13 protein-coding genes are annotated in these 18,012 nt (G+C 58.7%); 9 read left to right on the plus strand and 4 right to left on the minus strand.

The window, feature by feature from the left end; translation table 11 throughout:
- The first annotated feature begins 31 nt into the window (after window positions 1–31).
- From ACL2XJ_RS03890 to ACL2XJ_RS03905, 4 genes are read left to right on the plus strand one after another with little or no spacing between them, the layout of a single operon-like run.
- The gene (locus ACL2XJ_RS03890) at window positions 32–1,129 is read left to right on the plus strand and encodes an ABC transporter substrate-binding protein (RefSeq protein ID WP_413725678.1); all 1,098 of its coding nucleotides are present in this window, start codon (window positions 32–34) and stop codon (window positions 1,127–1,129) included.
- The gene (locus ACL2XJ_RS03895; RefSeq protein WP_413725679.1) at window positions 1,126–2,286 is read left to right on the plus strand and encodes an ABC transporter ATP-binding protein; all 1,161 of its coding nucleotides are present in this window, start codon (window positions 1,126–1,128) and stop codon (window positions 2,284–2,286) included. The genes ACL2XJ_RS03890 and ACL2XJ_RS03895 overlap by 4 nt, the downstream gene beginning before the upstream one ends.
- Complete coding sequence (locus tag ACL2XJ_RS03900) at window positions 2,279–3,163, plus strand: ABC transporter permease (RefSeq protein WP_413725680.1); 885 nt, start codon at window positions 2,279–2,281, stop codon at window positions 3,161–3,163. Before ACL2XJ_RS03895 ends, ACL2XJ_RS03900 begins: the two co-directional genes overlap by 8 nt.
- Window positions 3,160–3,963, plus strand: coding sequence for an ABC transporter permease (locus ACL2XJ_RS03905; RefSeq protein ID WP_413725681.1), 804 nt, complete (start codon window positions 3,160–3,162; stop codon window positions 3,961–3,963). The genes ACL2XJ_RS03900 and ACL2XJ_RS03905 overlap by 4 nt, the downstream gene beginning before the upstream one ends.
- An 83-nt stretch (window positions 3,964–4,046) precedes the next feature.
- On the opposite strand, the gene ACL2XJ_RS03910 is transcribed toward ACL2XJ_RS03905, so the two are convergent.
- Window positions 4,047–5,777: an ankyrin repeat domain-containing protein gene (locus ACL2XJ_RS03910; RefSeq protein WP_413725682.1), complete on the minus strand. Its 1,731-nt coding sequence runs from the start codon at window positions 5,775–5,777 to the stop codon at window positions 4,047–4,049.
- 208 nt (window positions 5,778–5,985) lie between these two features.
- The gene (locus ACL2XJ_RS03915; RefSeq protein ID WP_413725683.1) at window positions 5,986–6,897 is read right to left on the minus strand and encodes an AraC family transcriptional regulator; all 912 of its coding nucleotides are present in this window, start codon (window positions 6,895–6,897) and stop codon (window positions 5,986–5,988) included.
- 100 nt (window positions 6,898–6,997) lie between these two features.
- Between ACL2XJ_RS03915 and ACL2XJ_RS03920 the strand changes: the two genes are divergently transcribed.
- The gene (locus tag ACL2XJ_RS03920) at window positions 6,998–7,747 is read left to right on the plus strand and encodes an SDR family oxidoreductase (RefSeq protein ID WP_203521013.1); all 750 of its coding nucleotides are present in this window, start codon (window positions 6,998–7,000) and stop codon (window positions 7,745–7,747) included.
- Between the two features lie 95 nt (window positions 7,748–7,842).
- Here ACL2XJ_RS03920 and rcnR read toward each other — a convergent pair whose 3' ends face one another.
- A complete protein-coding gene (rcnR, locus tag ACL2XJ_RS03925; RefSeq protein ID WP_132925420.1) occupies window positions 7,843–8,115 on the minus strand; it encodes a Ni(II)/Co(II)-binding transcriptional repressor RcnR in 273 nt (90 codons plus the stop codon).
- Window positions 8,116–8,233: 118 nt separating this feature from the next.
- Here rcnR and ACL2XJ_RS03930 point away from each other — a divergent pair, with 118 nt between their 5' ends.
- Complete coding sequence (locus ACL2XJ_RS03930; RefSeq protein WP_413725684.1) at window positions 8,234–9,157, plus strand: nickel/cobalt efflux transporter; 924 nt, start codon at window positions 8,234–8,236, stop codon at window positions 9,155–9,157.
- Between the two features lie 81 nt (window positions 9,158–9,238).
- On the opposite strand, the gene ACL2XJ_RS03935 is transcribed toward ACL2XJ_RS03930, so the two are convergent.
- On the minus strand, window positions 9,239–14,002 hold the full coding sequence (locus tag ACL2XJ_RS03935; protein WP_413725685.1) for an ATP-dependent helicase: 4,764 nt from the start codon (window positions 14,000–14,002) through the stop codon (window positions 9,239–9,241).
- A 359-nt stretch (window positions 14,003–14,361) separates the two neighbouring features.
- Between ACL2XJ_RS03935 and ACL2XJ_RS03940 the strand changes: the two genes are divergently transcribed.
- The 3 genes from ACL2XJ_RS03940 (at window position 14,362) to ACL2XJ_RS03950 (ending at window position 18,001) form a co-directional block, all read left to right on the plus strand.
- Window positions 14,362–15,570 carry a PfkB family carbohydrate kinase gene (locus tag ACL2XJ_RS03940; RefSeq protein WP_132925414.1) on the plus strand — a complete coding sequence of 403 codons (1,209 nt, stop codon included), beginning with the start codon at window positions 14,362–14,364 and terminating at the stop codon, window positions 15,568–15,570.
- Window positions 15,571–15,644: 74 nt separating this feature from the next.
- The gene (locus tag ACL2XJ_RS03945) at window positions 15,645–16,730 is read left to right on the plus strand and encodes an ABC transporter ATP-binding protein (RefSeq protein WP_413725686.1); all 1,086 of its coding nucleotides are present in this window, start codon (window positions 15,645–15,647) and stop codon (window positions 16,728–16,730) included.
- Window positions 16,724–18,001, plus strand: a complete 1,278-nt coding sequence (locus ACL2XJ_RS03950) for an extracellular solute-binding protein (RefSeq protein WP_413725687.1) — start codon at window positions 16,724–16,726, stop codon at window positions 17,999–18,001. Before ACL2XJ_RS03945 ends, ACL2XJ_RS03950 begins: the two co-directional genes overlap by 7 nt.
- The last annotated feature ends 11 nt before the right edge of the window (window positions 18,002–18,012 follow it).

Consider the following 18,012-nt stretch of genomic DNA (forward strand, 5'->3'; position numbering starts at 1 on the left):
CATCATCAATGAATGAAGGAACCGTAAAAAAATGAGTAAAAACAGTCGCTCTTCCCAGCGGGCCGGCGGGCTCACCCGCCGCTCTTTCATTCTGGCTTCGGCGGCCATCCTGCCCGTCGCCGCCGGTTTTTCCCGCGTCTCGCTGGCCGCTTTAGCCGGCGAGACGCTGGTTGTGCGCACGAGTTCCGGCGGCAGCTATGGCGAAGCGATGGATCGCGCCATTTTCACGCCTTTTACCAAGGCCACCGGCATACGCATCATCAAGACCGCCAGCGATATGGCGCCGCTGATTGCTTCAGCTAAACAAGGCAAGCCGCTGGTTGACATTGTGGATACATCGGAAGGGCTGCTGCAGACCCTGGCCGCCAATGGGGCGCTCAATGCTATCGATTATGGCAAATGCAGGCTGTTCACCGTCGACGACATCGGCAAAGACGCGGCCAAACAATACATGGTGCGCCGAATGGTTTACGCGCGCGTGCTGGGCTACCGCAAAAACGCCTTTACCGGCGCCGTTCCCGCCGATTGGCGGGAGTTCTGGGACGCGGAAAAATTTCCCGGCGCCCGCGCCTTGCCCGGACTTGGCCTCGACATGCCTGACCTGGAGTTCGCCCTGCTGGCCGACGGCGTTCCGATGAACGAGATATACCCGATTAATATTGATCGCGCCCTGGCGGCCTATAGCCGGATTCGCGGCAAGATCCAGAGTTTTTATAATACCGACGCCATTTCGGCGAATTTGCTGTCCACCGGTGAAGTGGATATTGAACCCATCGCCAACGGCCGTATTCAATCGATGATTGATGAAGGGGGCGGTTATGCCATTGAATGGAACCAGCATATGAAGGTGCCCAGCGCCTACGCCATCCTTAAGGGGGCTAAAAATCTGGAGAACGCCTACCGCTTCCTCGATTTTGCCCTGTCGCCGCAGGTGCAGGCGGATTTTGCCAAGGAAATTCCTTATGGTCCGGTCAACAAAAAGGCATTTGATCTTATCCCGTCCGGCATCGCTGCGAAATTGCCCACCAATCCCGCCTGGAGCGATAAAGGGTTCATGCAGGATGTCAAATGGTGGGGAGACAATAGCCAGCTGGTGACGAATAAATGGAATCAGTGGGCAGCGCAATGAGAGGAATAACATCCGCCGCGGCAGTTCAGGCCGATGGAACGCGGGTGACCAAATCCGCCTCGGTTCGCGTTGAAGGACTGAAAAAAGCCATCGGCGGCGCCACCCTCCTCGCCAACGTCGATTTACATGTTAACGCCGGGGAATTTGTGACGCTGCTCGGCGCCTCCGGATCGGGTAAAACCTCTACCTTAATGGCCATCGCCGGATTCCTCACGCCCGACGCCGGGCGGATTACCGTCGGCGATCGCGACGTTACCCGCGTCCCGCCCGGCCGCGAAAGGGATATGGGCATTGTCTTCCAGAATTATGCCTTATTCCCCCATATGACCGTGGCGCAAAATGTCGCCTATCCGCTGAAGGTTCGTCACCTGCCACGGCAGCAGATCAAAGCGCGCGTCGCCAAGGTATTGGAGCTGGTGCAGCTTACGCCCCTGGCCGATCGCAAGCCCGCGTGGCTTTCCGGCGGGCAGCAGCAGCGCGTGGCGCTGGCGCGGGCGCTGGTTTTTGAGCCTTCAGTCCTGCTGATGGATGAACCCATGGGAGCGCTGGATGTACGCCTCAAAGAGGAGCTGCAATGGGAGATCAGGCGATTGCAGCGGGAAATCGGCGCCACGGTCATTTATGTCACTCATGATCAACATGAAGCCATGCTGCTTTCCGATCGCGTTGCCTTGATGCGCGACGGGCGGATTGAGCAGTACTCCACCGCTCAGGAACTCTATCAGCGTCCCGAAACCCTGTTCGCCGCCCGGTTTTTAGGGGACTCGAACCTGCTGAAAGGCCGCTTGAGCCATACCGCCGGCCCCGCGCTGGAGGTGGCCGGCACACACCTTCGGCTCCCGGCGGAACAGGCTGACGGGAAAGAGGACGGGGCGTTATGCGCCGCGCTGCTGCGCCCGGAAGTCCTGGCCATACAGCCCGCCGGCCTGCTCGAGGAGCCGCCACCGGGATGTTTTATTACGGGCATGGTCAAAGATTTGGCCTTTGTGGGCCAGTCCATACGCTATGAATTTGAATGCGAACTCATGGATGTGACGATGCTAATTCACCAAGTTGCGCGTTCCGGCCATACGCAGCTTTCACCCGGCAGCCGTGCCGTCGTATCATGGGATCCCCGGGATATTCATCTGATTAAAATGGACGGCAGCCATGGCTGAGGTGAATATCGCCGCTGCGCCGGCGCCTCGCAAACGTTTAACGGCGCCTGATTTGCAATGGCTGGCATTAACGGTCGTCGTTCTGTTCATGCTGGCGACGTTCATTGCGCCGCTTTTGCAGGTGTTGTTTCTTGGCGTTACCGATGATGGCGGGAATTTTACCTTCGCCCCGTTGAAGGAACTGTTTCAAAACGGCAGCCTGCGCCACGTCATACTGCAGACGGCGTTCACCGCCGCGGAGGTATCGCTCTGCTGCCTTATCATTGGCTATCCGGCGGCATATTACCTGTCACAGCTAAAAGGCAAAATGGCAACCCTGACCGGAGTCGCCATCCTGTTCCCTTTCCTCACCAGCAGCCTGGTGCGCACCTTTGTTTTTATGGTTATCCTTGGTCGCACCGGCCTGCTCAATAGCCTGCTCAAGGCCCTGGACATACCGGGAACACCCTTCAAACTTCTGTTTAACCAGACGGGGGTGGTTATCGGCATGACCTATGTCTTACTGCCCTATATGCTACTGTCGCTTATCGGCACGATGCGCAAAATCGACCCGGTGCTGTTGAATGCGGCACGCAGCCTCGGCGCCGGGCCCGCCACCATTTTCCTGACCGTCTATCTGCCCCTTAGCCTGCCGGGAGTGGCGGCGGGAACGATCATTACCACCATTCTCGGTTTCGGCTACTTTGTCACGCCGGCGCTGATGGGCGGCCCGTCCGAAACCATGATTGCCCAGCTCGTGGAGCAGCGCATCGTCGTCATGTACGATATGCACGGCGCGGCGGCGCTGTCTCTTATTATGCTGGCGATAGTGCTGGCGGTGTACGCCGTTGCCGCCCGCTGGCTTGGCTTATCCAGGATGATGAGGCCGCACGGATGAAAACGCGGCCCTCGCTCTCCAGAAGCGTCCTTTCAGTCTATGCCTACGGCCTCATTATCCTGATGCTGATTCCGATGGCTGCGCTGGTACCCATCTCATTGGGCGACAGCGCCACCATGTCGGCCCTGCCGGAGCATTACTCTTTGCGCTGGTACCGCGAGGTACTGGGGGGAAGCCAGTGGCGGGAATCGTTCTCATGGAGTTTGGTTACCGCCGGCCTGGCCACCCTGATTTCCACCGCGATCGGCTATTTGGGCGCCTACCTGCTGGTGCATTCCACCAGCAAAATAAAAGGCGTGCTTGAAATAATTCTGTTGATGCCGGTGATGGTGCCCACCGTTATCGTGGCCTTTTCCACCTATATTCTGTCAAACTGGATGCCCGCCGACAGCAACTGGCTATTGATCGCGGTGGGACAAGCGCTGCTGGGCCTGCCGATTGCCACGCTAATCATCGCCGCCGGCCTGCGCGATATCGACGTCTCAATCATCAGGGCGGCCGTAAGCCTCGGCGGCCAGCGACACCAGGTCTTTCTGTGGATCATTTTGCCCATGGCCCGCCACGGGATTCTCTCCGCCGCCGCCCTCGGTTTTCTTATCGCCTTCGATGAGCTGCTGGTGGCGGTATTTTTGACAAAACCCGGCCTGGAAACGCTACCCGTGCGCATCTACGATGCCGTGACCTATGAACTTACCCCCGCCATTGCGGTGGTCAGCGTATTTCTGATGGCGTTGATTGCACTGGCGCTGATTGTGGGGAATTGCCTGAAAAGCCGGGGAACGGCGAAAGGCCGTGTTTAGCTTTTCCGTCCCCAAAGGCCAACGGACTATCGCGAAACCGTTCATGTACATCATCCCGCCGAACCACGCCCGGTCGTTGAAGCTTAAGACACTCTGCGCCACTTAGGGGGTACGCCTGAAGTGGCACGAACGTTGGATCGATACTGGCCGGTAATGGCTGGTTTTTCCATATTATCGAAGGTCATTTCAAAGCTCTGCAATATTTGAATGACCGTGTCCTGTTTATTATCTAGTGCTATCTTCAAGGCGGTATGGCCGTTGTTATCGGTAGCGTCAAAGTGAATTTTATCGTGCTCCAATAAATCCATCACCATAGAAGCCCAGCCCTTTTCTGCCGCCAGCATCAGGGCAGTGGTGCCGGAGTTATTCTTTTCATTGATAAGAAGAGAGAGTTTATCCTTAAGGCCATTGTACGCGACTTTATCGTCGTGATGGATCATGGCATGAAGGAGTGTATTACCATTTTTGTCTTTGAAGTCTTCGATTTTCATTAAGTTTTTTTTAACATATGCAATGGACAGCAAATATATATTTTTGTTAAAGAAGTCATTAAAAACCTTGCCAACATCCCCGCACCAGCTGCTATGATAATATTCAAGCAGCGATTCCTCTGGAGAATAGGTGATGGCGTCACGAAGCAAATCATCTTGAATGCGACAATTTATCTCACCCATATGCAAGGCCTGCAATGTTACAGAGTCCCTATATTGGCCGTGATCGACCCAAAACAAACCCTTAAATGATTTAATAGTGCTCGAATATGAGATGCGTTTAGACTGGATATTATAAGTATTTCCCTCATTATTTTCCGCGACTAACGCTTCAGCTAAACCACCATAAATGGCGCCAGAATATTCCAGTAAATAAATATTATGATTATTTGCGGCATTTCGCCCCAGGATCGCGGTGAGATCCACCGGCAGGCTCGTTGATTGCGTAAATTGCAAGATTTCCTGATGGCCACGTTCAGTCAAATACCTCATATCGCCCACGTCGGCATAATTCCCCGGCATATTAAATATTACTTCTACATTTTGACGTATCTCATCACCAATGTCTTTAATCATGGTGATGATATTGGTAGCTTGATTAAGCTTTACAAGCATAATATAGAAATGCTCTTTCGTGATACAGTCAATATCCGCTCTAAGCCTCTTATTCTTACACTGCAGCGGGTAAATCCAGTTGGCTTTTTTCAGATGCTGTTTGTAGGCGTCGACGTAGAGTTCCTGTTCATCCCGGTCAATGGCCGCATGATATTGTTGGACATGCTTTACAATGACGTCATGAGCCGTTTTTTCTATGTGGGCATTGATATGTTGCAAAATATTTTTCCCTGAGGGAACATTGATTATTTCATTGATCTGAATGATATCTGACAACGCTTGCTCAACATTATTTCCCAGATTGAGAATTATATTATTCAGCATCCTTTGGATATAAAATTTATGTGCAAAAAAACCGTCAAAATTTAATTGTCTGAAGCCCATTAAAGATTTACCAAGGCCGGCATATAAAAACGGTTTCAGTTCATTTCTAACATTCTGACATTGGTGAAAATTCTGGCAAAAGAGTCTTATATTTTCTTCGGATGAACGATCTGCATTTATATTTTTTGCAATCGACTTGAAGTCGTTTTCGATCTGTTCAATATATCGTCCGAAGTCTTGGCCGCTTTCAAAATTTTCGACACAGCCATATTTTCGCTCTGAATAGAATACTCTGTTTGCATCATCCAGCCGTGCCGGCTCTTTTGTCAACAACTCGGTGGGGTGAAGCCATTTAGACGTGGTGCTAACATGACAAACTGGCATGATATCTCCTGGTGATAAGTTCTATTGATTAACCGCCGAAATAGGGATTTTTCGGAAATCCTTGATGTTTTACATATATTTATACTATTTAAAATAACCGACGGCCATCCATAAAAATTGCCGAAGAAATATGTAATTAGCTTAGGGTTTCATACTCTTTTTTGCTTGCATAAATCGCTGTAAGATTAAATTTTGCATAATTAAGGGGTTATTTGGGGACCGCGGCCCGCTGCAATCTCGCATATCTGGTGGGCGCCATGCCCACATGGCGCGTGAACGCCACGCTGAAAGTACTGGCCGAGCTGTAGCCGACGTGCTCGGCAATCCCGGCTATGCTGCCCTTGTCGCGCCGCAGCAGATCCTTGGCCATCGCCATGCGCCAGGTGAGCAGGTATTCCATGGGCGTCACGCCCACGGCGCGGCTGAAGCGCTCAAAGAACGCCGAACGTGAAAGCGCCGCCTCTTTCGCCAGCTCCGCCACCGTCCAGGCGCGCGTCGGACGCTCGTGCATGGCGCGGATCGAGGCCGCGAGGCGGCTGTCCGCCAAACCATGCACCAGGCCCGGCGACGCTGCCGTCCCCGCCGTTGACCGCAGCGCCTCAATAAGCAGCACCTCCATCAGGCGTACCAGCACAACTTCGCGCGCGGGCCGCTGCTCGCGAGTCTCTTCGCCCACGAGCTGCACAAGCGTCGTCAGCCGGGGCTCGCCGCGCACGTGCATGATCCGCGGCAGCAGCGAGACCAGCAAGGCTTTATCCGGCGAGCCGAAGCTGCAGTGGCCCGCCAGCATACGAAAGTCGGTCGGCCCCTCCTGGCGGCCGATCCTGAATCGGCCCGCCCCTAACTCGGCGTGCTGCGTCTCGGCGCCCGCCGGCGGCGTCTCAAGGCTTGACATCGCAACACCGTAGACCGACGGGATAAGGGCGAAGTCACCCGACCGGAGCTCGATGGGCGCATGCCCATCGGCAGCTAGGCGGCAAGCGCCCTCGAGGACTACGCAGTAGAAGGGTTCCCCGGCTTCCGAACGGCGGATGGCCCAGGGACCCGCGCCGACGACGCTCTTTGAAAAGCCGGCGCCCGGCTGCAGCAGCGTGACTACCTCGGCGAGAGGATCGATCATACCGGACTCCTGCGGATGAAATATGGACTTTTGATTGTAGTGAGTACGGTATCCGCCGTCTATCATCTGGACATCGCTCACCATAATACCAGGAGCTTTCATGAAGACAGTCTTGATTACCGGTTGTTCGTCCGGCTTCGGCCTTGAAATCGCCCGTCATTTCCTTGACCGCGGCTGGCGGGTTATCGCCACCATGCGCACCCCTCGGGAAGATATCCTGCCCGTTTCCGAGCATCTTCGCGTGCTCGCCCTCGACGTAACCGATGCCAAGAGTATTCAACGGGCCGTGGAGGCCGCGGGGCCTATTGACGTGCTGGTGAACAATGCGGGATTCGGCGCGGCGGCGCCCATCGAGTCCATGCCCCTTGCGACAATGCGCGAACTGTTTGAGACCAACACCTTCGGCACCATGGCCTTGACGCAGGCAGTGCTGCCGCAATTCAGGCAGCGCAAGGCCGGCGTCGTTATCAACGTCACATCCAGCGTCACCTTTAAGGCACTGCCGCTGGTGGGCGTTTACCGGGCCAGCAAGGCGGCGGTGAACGCCTTCACCGAGTCGCTGGCCGCAGAGGTTGGACAGTTCGGCATCCGGGTACGCCTGGTATTGCCGGGGCGCGCTCCCGAGACCCGTTTCGGCGATAACGCACAGCCCCATACGGCGGGCATCGACCATGAAGCCTACGCCGAACTGGTTAAGAATCTTTTCGCCACCTTTGCCGAGAACGTAGGTCCTATCACGCACTCAGAAGATGTAGCCCGGGCGGTATGGCGCGCGGCCACCGACCCGGACAGCCCGATGCATATCCCGGCCGGCGAGGACGCAGAGGCGTGGGCCGCCGAACAGCGGTAAGATGCCTGGCCAAAAAATCGTCAATCTTTATCCTAACGGCTCCCGGAAGCCCCGGTTTCCGGTGAGCCCCATGCGAGCCGCGCGGGTAAGATCAGCTATTTCATATAGGAATCCAGCACCTTCAGCACAACATCAAGGTCTTCTTCCCGTTTTAGCTCTTCGTCCTGATGAACAATGTGTTCCGTGAGATGGCCTTTTATCACTTCACGCATTAATCCGTTCACCGCTCCGCGGATAGCCGCTATCTGCTGAAGCACTGCCGCACATTCATTAGGCTCATCAAGCATTTTTTTCAGAGCGGCCACCTGCCCCTGAATTTTATTGGTTCTCGCCTTCAGCTTCTGCTGGTCACGAAGGATATGCGACACGTTAACCTCACTCCGACATCAAATCTGGGGTCAATATACCATTGCAGGATACTAGGGGGTAGTATATTGTACTGGGGGGAGTAGTATGCCATCATCTGTTTAATCAAAAATTATTATCATGAATGAATTTAACGCTCTGCTTTCGCAAGGCAATGCCTGGTTATTTATCCCCAGCGCTATTCTGCTCGGTTCTCTACATGGGCTGGAGCCCGGTCACTCAAAAACGATGATGGCGGCATTTATCATTGCCATCAAGGGAACCATCCGCCAGGCCGTTATGCTGGGCCTGGCCGCCACGGTATCGCATACCGCTATTGTCTGGCTGATTGCTTTCGGCGGGATGTACGTCAGCAGAAAATTCACCTCGGAATCAGCCGAGCCCTGGCTTCAGATGATCTCTGCCGTGATTATCCTGGGCACGGCGTTCTGGATGTTCCGGCGGGCGCGGAAAGATGAGGAAAACCGGTTTGGCGATGGGCAGGAAAACGCCCATCCCCACCCACATCCGCACAACCACCCTCATCCTCACCACCACCTTCACCCGCAGCAAGACCACAGTCCCCGGATATTTCTCGGACCTATGCATCCGGCGCCGGCGGGCGTAAAAGCCGGTCCCGACGAATATCAAACCGCCCATGAGCTGGCGCACGCCGGCGCTATTGCCCGCCGCTTTTCCGGGGACCGTGTCGGCAACATGCAAATCGTTCTTTTTGGCCTGACGGGAGGACTAATACCCTGCCCGGCAGCCATTACGGTGCTGCTTATCTGCCTTCAGCTGAAGGAAGTGGCGCTGGGCGCCGCCATGGTTCTGTGTTTTAGCATCGGTCTTGCGCTCACCCTGGTCACGGTGGGTGTTGTCGCTGCCGTCGGCGCAAGGCAGGCGGCCAAACGCTGGCGCGGCTTTAGCGTTCTTGCCGGGAAAGCGCCTTACCTTTCGTGCCTATTGATGGCTATTGTCGGTCTCTACATGGGTATACCCGTCATCCTTCACGTTACGGGTGCGTTGGCCCGCCTCGTTCACCCCGGTCACTTACTCGGGTAAGCTCTTGTGGTTCGCTGCGTTGCCGCCTTCCTGCAACTCGAATTATTTAGGGTATATACCGGCTGATACGGCCATTCCGCCTCACCCATACCAGGCGTACCCCTTTGGTGCGCGCGAAAAGCCGGCGGCGGACAGGGCATCCGCCGCAGGGCTGGCGCCCGCCGGCCGGCCATCGACATCTTCCAGGGTAAAACTCCGGCGCGGCTCGCGTTTCAGCGCGGCCGCCAGCGCCCGCAGTACGGCGGCAAACCATCCGGCGGATTCCGCGTCATTTTTATCAAATGCCTCTTTTTTGCCGGCAAAGGTCAGTAATTGGCGGCCGCCCTGCCCCAGATAGCATGCCAGGCGGCCGTTGCAGATGACCACCAGGGCGCCGCCGCGCCGGGCCGGACGGATACCTGAAGGGTGGGAGGGCCAGGGCAACAGCCAGCCGAAGGGATTGGCCGGATCGTTGGCGGACAGCGCCACCGCTACCGGTTCGCCGGAGGACGCCTCCGCCAGCTCGCGCAGACGCTCGATGCAGTCTTTATCGGCGAACTGCGCCGCCCCCAGTCCGCTGATAAAGCGGCCGCGCAGCACTCGACCCGCCTCTTCCATGCGCCGCAACACCGGCGTAAGCGCGGGAAAGCCCCCCGGCAGCTGCTCCGCCACCGCCACGCCGCGGCTTATCACGCCATAGCGATCGAAAAGATTCTCCACCAGGGTCAGCGTTCTGACGGTGGGGTTGACCGGTTCGCCGGCCAGCAGCGACCAGCGTCCGGCCAGGGCCGCATCGCCAAAGCGGGCGTTTCTCGCCGATACCGGTTTGGACGGCTGCCACACCGGCACCCACCCCGCCACCTGGCGACGGTGGCGCGGTGAGCGGACAGGGCGCGAACGTACCGGCGTGCGCACACCGGTCAGCGCGCGCAGCGGCGACCAGGTGTCGCTGGTGACGCGGCCTTGCCAGGCCAGATCCCACAGTGCTTCCGCCACTTCGGCGGCGGTGACCTCCGCCGCGCTCCCTGGTTCGGCCGTTTCCCGGGCAAAAGCCTCCATCAGATGCCCCTGGGCAAGGGTGACCAGCTGGCGGACAAAATAGGCGCCGCCATCCGCCAGCACGTTGAGAATGGCCTGTTGCAACGGGGAAGAAATGGGTACGCCGGCCTCATCATCCGCACTGTCACCCGTGACGGGCAGCGTTTCGCCGGCCAGCTCGCGCAGATGCAGCGAGACCAGCCCGTCGTCGTCTCCCTGCGCGCCATGGCCGGCCCACAGCACTTCGCCGGCGGCGATGAGTTCGTCCAGCATGGCCGGCCGATAGTCATGCACGCGGCCGGGCAGAATCTGGCGCTCCCACAGCGAAGCCGGCAACGCAATACCCGCCAGTTGTTCGATGACCCGCGCTACGCCCTCGATACCCTCAAACGCGCCCTGCCCCGCGGCAAGCGCTGGTATCGTGGCCGGGAAAGCGGCGTCGGCCAGCAGCCCCTGACGCTCCAGCACCAGCCGCACAAAGGTTTCCTGCGGCACCGGCCGGGTCGCTTCGCGGGCCGCCTGCAAAGAACGCGCCCGCAAACGGCGGAATACTTCATCCCATACCCACCGGCGTGCGGATCCGGCATCGACGTTACAGGGCAAAATCCTGCCCTGATCCCGCAGGCGCTCCAACTGCTCATTGACCACGGCCACTCCCAGCCCAAGGCGCGCCGCCGGCTGCGCCGAGGCGAAGGGGCCATGGGTGCGGGCATAGCGGCCGAGCAGTTCGCGCAAGGGATCGCTCGCCGCTTGCAGAAATACGTCAGGAATGCCCGGCGGCAACGCCACCCCCAGCCCGTCGCGCAAACGGGCGGCATCCTCTATGCCGGCCCAGCGCCCCTCGTCGGCTATGCGCACGGCGATAATCCGCCGGGCCGCCTCCAGCGGCGCCAGATAATCAGCGGGATCCTCGCCGGACAAACGACCGGCGATTTCCGCAAGCGACAGCGGACCCAGTTCGCGCAGCAGATCCACCAGCCCCTCGGCGCCCTTGGCCTGGGTGCCCGCGGCGGTGCGCTGCAACTCCTGCTCCACCCGTTCCACCACCCGGGGATCAAGCAACTCGCCCAAATCCACCTGCCCCAGCAGTTCGCCGAGCAGGCCGCTGTCCAAAGACAGCACAGACGCCCGCCGTTCGGCCAGGGGCACATCCCCCTGATACATGAACTCACCCACGTAGCCGAACAGCAAATCGGCGGCAAACGGCGAAGGGATTTCGGTGGTGACCTCCTGCAGCCGTATCGCGCCGTCATGCAGCCGCTGCATCAGCGCCTCTAGTGCGGCCAGGTCGTAAACATCCTGCAAACACTCTCTGGCGGTCTCGATGATAAGCGGGAAATCGTCATGCTCCCGGGCAATCTCCAGCAGTTGGCCGGCGCGCAAGCGCTGCTGCCACAGCGGCGAGCGCTTGCCGGGACGGCGGCGCGGCAGCAGCAGGGCGCGCGCCGCGCATTCGCGAAAGCGCGCGACAAATAGCGCCGACTGCCCCACCGCATCGGTGACGATTTGCGCCAGGGCATGGGGGTCGAAAACAAACAGTTCCGCGCCGGGCAGGCGGCCCACGCCGTCCGGTATGCGAATAATGATGCCGTCATCGCTGGCGACGACGGAAGGATCGATTTTCAAACGCCGGTGAATACGCGCGGCGATGGCCAGCGCCCAGGGAGCATGCACGCGCTGCCCATAGGAAGAGTGCAGCATCACCCGCCAGTCGCCGCTCTCATCGCGGCAGCGCTCGATTACCAGCGTCCGGTCGGTGGGCAGCGCCTCGGTGGCCTCCCGCTGCTCCGCCACCAGCTGCAGCAGATTATTAACGGCGTTTTCATCCAGGCCGGCGGTTTGGAGGCGCGCCGCCAGCGGACTATCCTTATGCAGCGGATCCCCCTTGCCCGCCGTGGCTTCCTCCACTTCGCGCAGGAAGGCGCCGATGGCTTCGCCTAATTCCGCCGGACGGCCCGGGTTATCGCCATGCCAGAACGGCAGTCGGGCGGAACGTCCCGGCGCCGGGATCACCACCACCTGATCGTGGGTGATCTGCTGGATTCGCCAGGAGGTCGCCCCAAGCGTAATCACGTCGTTGACCCGCGACTCGTAGACCATCTCCTCGTCCAGCTCGCCCACCCGCCGCGCGCCGCGCTGCTCCTCGCCTTCCGGCAGGATCACGCTGAACATGCCGCGATCCGGAATCGTGCCGCCGCTGGTCACCGCCAATTGCTGCGCGCCCGGGCGGGCGGTCAGCGTGCCGCTGCCGCGATCCCACACCAGGCGCGGGCGGAATTCACCAAACGCTTCCGACGGATAGCGGCCCGCCAGCATGTCCAGAGTGGCGTCGAAGGCGCTGCGGGGCAACGCGCGAAACGGATCCGCGCGCCGCACCATGGCATACCAGTCCTCAATGTTAAGCGGCCCCATAGACACGGCGGCAACGGTATGCTGCGCCAGAACGTCCAAAGGATTGCGGGGCGGCGCCACCGCTTCCAGAGACCCCGCCAGCATGCGTTCCACCGTGACCGCGGTGTCGATCAAATCGCGCCGGGTACGGGGATAAAACACCCCGGAGGAGACGCCTCCCACCTGATGTCCGGCCCGCCCCACCCGCTGCAGCGCGCTGGCCACCGAGGGCGGCGCGCCAACCTGGATGACCTGATCCACCAAACCCATATCAATGCCGAGCTCCAGGCTGGAGGTGGCCACCACGCAGCGCAGTTCGCCGGATTTAAGCGCGATTTCAATCTCCGCCCGCTGCTCCTTCGACACCGAGCCGTGATGGGACCGGGCGACGGCGGGCGGCTCGCCGGCGGCGCGCTTTCCGGTGCCCCCCGAGGAAGAAAGGTAATTCACGGGCGACTCTTCCGGTAAGGATGAATGGGCGTAATGCTCGGCATAGCGTTCATTGAGGCGCGCCGTCAGCCTCTCCGCCAGTCCGCGGGAATTGGTAAACACGATGGTGGAATGGCAGGCGAGAATCTGTTCCAGGACACTGGCTTCCACATGGGGCCAAATCGACCCCGGCCGGCCGGGCCCGCCGGTCTCCGGCGAGGCATCGCCCCGGGCCGGTATATCGGTCATATCCTCCACCGGCACCACGATTTTCACCTCCAGGGGACGGCGAGACGGCGGATTGATAACGGTGACCGGCATTGCGCCACCCAAAAAACCGGCCACGCGTTCTACCGGGCGCACCGTCGCCGACAGGCCGATGCGCGCAGCGGGCGCGGGCAGCAATGCGTCCAGCCGCTCCAGGCTCAGCGCCAGATGGGAACCGCGCTTGGAACCGGCCACCGCATGGATCTCGTCGATAATCACCGTGGTCACGCCGCGCAGGGTCTCGCGCGCTTTGGAGGTCAGCATCAGGTACAGCGACTCGGGGGTGGTGATCAGAATATCCGGCGGTTTGCGCTGCAGGCCGGCGCGTTCAGCGGCGGGCGTGTCGCCGGTGCGCATCCCCACCGTCAGTGCCACCTGGGGATCCCCCCGCTGCCGGCGCCTGGCGCTGACGCCGTCCAGCGGCACGCTCAAATTGCGCCGCACATCGGCCCCCAGCGCCTTGATGGGAGAGATGTATACCACGCGGGTGGCGGTTTGGCGCGGCCGGGCAGGATCGTTTTCACGCTCCCGGAACAGTGCGTCAATGGCGTGTAAAAAGGCCGCCAGCGTCTTGCCCGACCCGGTGGGCGCAATCACCAGCGTGCAGTGGCCGGCGCCGATCGCCGCCCAGGCGGCCTGTTGCGCAGGCGTAGGCGCCGGGAACGCCGAAGCGAACCAGTCCCTGGTGGCGGGCTGGAACCGGCTTAGGGGATCCGGGGAAGTCTGTCCTGGCTTTGCCATCGCTTATCGACGCCTGATGGTGCGGTACCGAACCCGTATCGGGACGGGATACGCGGTTGGTAAACAGTGTCCACTCGACTTCAGACCGGTTTTCTTCATGACAAGATCCTTGCAAAGGCCGGCGGGCCAACCGTTCCCGCATCCCGGGCTCAGGCGAACGGCAGGCCGCGGCAGCTCCGGACAGACATTGAATAACAGCTTAGCACTATTGCTGAATAGCGATCGACTCCATGCCGGTATCGATAAAACAAGTGTTAAATTTTTGTTTGTTTTTGTTTTCCTGAATATTACATGCTAGAGATCACTTTACCGACAAAGTTTACTTCCTACCATTAAGACCATCCGGTGAAGAGGTCCTTATGTTTGCTGAAGAGAGACGAAAAGGCATCCTTGACTATTTAGATAAACATGAACGCGCCAGCGTGCCGTTTTTGTCGAATATGTTTGGCGTCACCAAAGAAACCATACGGGCTGATTTACGCCTGCTTGCAAGCCAGGGAGGATTAAAACGCTGCCATGGGGGAGCCATGGTTATTCGCTGCGGGCTTTATCGCAGCCTGATATCACCGGCAAGCGGTAATTTCGACGTTTTATTGCAGCGCGTGCAAAGCAAAAAATATAAGCGCGATAAAAAAAGGAAAAATCCAATGAGCGGCAGAGTCTGTATTCTCGGTTCTTTTAATGTCGATATTGTGGCCAAGGTAAAACGCTTTCCCCGGGGCGGTGAATCACTGCTGGCGGAAAGCAGCAATCTCGGTCCGGGGGGAAAGGGCTCCAACCAGGCCACCGCCGCCAGCCGGGCCGGCGCCAGAGTGCATTTTGTGTCAAAAGTCGGCAAGGATCAATTCAGCCAGTTCGCCTGCGATCACCTGGCTTCTTCCGCCATTCATTCGTTTCGGCTTTATCAGTCGGAAACGGAACCCACCGGCAATGCGATTATTTATGTTTCCGACGAAAATGGAGAAAATATGATCGCGATATATCCGGGTGCGAATAAAACCATCACGGATGAAGAAATTGCGGAAATGGCCGCTGAGCTGTCGGAATCAAATGTTTTACTGGTGCAATTGGAAAATAATATTTCCGCTATTTTAGGCGCGATAAAATTAGCCAAGGCGATGGGTGTCACTATTGTTATGAATCCCGCGCCTTATTCCCAAGAGGTTGTGCAATGCCTGCCCTATATTGATTTGGTTACCCCCAATGAAACGGAAGCCTCGCAGCTTTCCGGCATCGAGGTCACCGACATCCACAGCGCAAAAAAAGCCGCGCTGGCTATTGTCGCCCTGGGGGTGCCACAGGTCATCATTACGCTGGGTTCCCAAGGGGCGCTGCTGTACCAGAATAATCAATTCCAGCTTATCCATGCCTTCCCCGCCCTGTGTATTGACAGCACCGGCGCCGGAGATGCGTTCAACGGCGCGCTGGCCGCCGCCCTGGCGGACGGCCGGCCCCTATTGCAGGCGGCCACCTATGCCTGTGCCTTCGCGTCGCTGGCGGTGGAGCTGGAAGGGGCGTCCAACATGCCCAGCCATCAGCAGGCGGTCAGCCGTTTGAGCCAGAGATAATCCGTTTACCGGGTTAACGTCCACATCCCGATACCCGGCTATTTCGCTACAGGTCGTAAGGACAACATGCCGCTATGAGCAGAGTCGCGTTAAACAATATCGAAAAAGAGTTCCATGGCCACCGGGTTATCGACGGTATTGATTTGACCATCGAAGACGGCGAATTCATCGCCCTGGTGGGCCCCTCCGGCTGCGGTAAATCCACCCTGCTGCGGATCATTTCCGGCCTGGAAACCGCCTCCAAGGGGCAAATACTGATAGACGATAAGGTGGTGAATGCGCTGCGGCCGAAAGACAGAAACATCGCCATGGTATTCCAGAACTACGCACTTTATCCCCATATGACGGTACGGCGTAATATCAGCCTGAATCTTGAAATCGCCGGACTGGGCAAAAAAGAAATCGATGAACGCGTGGACAAAGCCGTCAAGCTGCTGGAAATCGAAGAGTTGCTGGACAGACGGCCGTCGCAGCTCTCCGGCGGACAGCGCCAGCGCGTCGCCATGGGACGCGCCATTGTGCGGGAACCCTCGGTGTTCCTGTTTGATGAACCCCTGTCGAACCTGGACGCCAAGCTGCGCGCCCAAATGCGTATCGAGATAAAAAGCCTGCATCGCACATTGGCCACCACCCTGATTTATGTTACCCACGATCAGTTGGAAGCCATGACGCTGGCGGACCGCATCGTGGTGCTTAACCGCGGCGTTATCGAGCAGGTAGGACCGCCGATGGAGCTGTATCTGCGGCCTAAAAACCAGTTTGTCGCCACCTTTATCGGCTCGCCGTCCATGAACCTGCTGCCGGCCACGGTGCGAACCGCCGCCGGGGAGACATCGCTGGTTCTGGCAGAGGATGTTACGCTGCGGTTGCCCTTTACCCTGCCCGACCGGCAGGCGGTCACCCTCGGCATCCGGCCGGAGAACCTGGTGATCGACGGACCGGGATTGCCCCTGGAGGCCACGGTCCTGTTCAATGAACCCTCAGGCGCCTATAGCCTGGTGAGCGCGCGTATCGGACAAAACATGTCTTTGTCGCTGATGGTGGACGGCTACCGGTCCATCGAAGCCGGCCAGCGCCTGCGGCTGGGCATCCTGCCGGAGCATATTCATCTGTTTGACGCGCAAAGCCAGAAATCGTTGCGGGAGGGCGTGCCGTGTTGATATTCAACCCCAAGGGCATCGGCGCAATATTATCCGTCGCCGCGGCGGCGCTGACTCAGCCCTGCGCGGCGCAGGAGCAGGCGAAAACCACGGTAACCTTTCTCACGGCGGAGCGACCCGATACCTTTGCCCCGGCCATCGCCCTGTTTGAACGGCAGCATAAAAATATCCATATCGAGTATCAACAGGTGCCTTTTGATAATCTGAGCGCGCAGGTCGCCGCGCGTATCGGCTCCGGCGATAAAGACCTCGACCTGTACGCGGTGGACGTTCCGCGCGTGACCGAACTGGCATCGAAATCCTATCTTGCGCCCCTGGAGGATGAACGGGCCAAGCTGGAAAACATCGCCGGCGATAAGGCCATCCAGGCGGTCAGCTACCAAGGCAAAATCTATGCCTATCCGCTGTGGACCTCGACCCAGATAATGTACTTCAACCGCGATTTGCTCAATGCCGCCCATATTCCGTACCCGTCGGCGGATCCCGCCCGGCGCCTGACCTGGCAACAGTTGGTCGGCCAGGCTCAACAGGCGCAGCAGGCGGGCGCTCCCTGGGGATTTTCATTCGAACAGGTGGATCGCTACTACCAGCTGCTGTCGCTGTATATCTCTTATGGCGCCGGCAGCGGCCTGAAGGGCAACGACGCGCTGACCGCTGATTTAACCAGCGGCGGGTGGCAACAGGTCAGCGACTGGTATCGCTCTCTGTATATCAAGCATATCGCGCCGCGGGGGGTCACGCCGGAGCAGACGCCGGATCTGTTCGGGGACGGCAAAGTCGCGTTTTTTGTCGGCGGGCCCTGGAATATCGGCCGCTTCAACAAGGTCGCTTCCCTGCATTACGGCGTGGCGCCCATGCCCTATTTCGCCGGCGGCAGTCCCAGCACGCCCACCGACTCGTGGGCAGTGGGGATCAATCCGCACTCCGCCCACGCCCGTGAAGCGAAGCTGTTCGCCGAATTCATCTCCATCGATCCCGAGGGCTCGTACAGCACAGTCATCAATAACCCGCTGCCCCCGGTCAATAACGTCGCCTTCAAGCGCTACATCGGCAATCTGTCCACCATGGACAGCAAGATTGGTCCGATCTCAAGCATCGTTTCCTACGAGTTGGCCCATACCGCCGTCAGCCGGCCGCGTACCAAAGGGTACGTCATATTTGAAACCATCATCGACCGGGCATTCAGCGATATCCGAAACGGCGCCGACAGCAAGCAGACCCTTGAGCGCGCGCAGCTGCGCTTGAACCGCTCTTTTGCACGGATTAAATAACGAATAGGGGT

The organism is Sodalis sp. RH16 (genome assembly GCF_047324245.1).
In the GTDB taxonomy this organism is placed as follows: Bacteria; Pseudomonadota; Gammaproteobacteria; order Enterobacterales; family Enterobacteriaceae; genus Acerihabitans; species Acerihabitans ligni.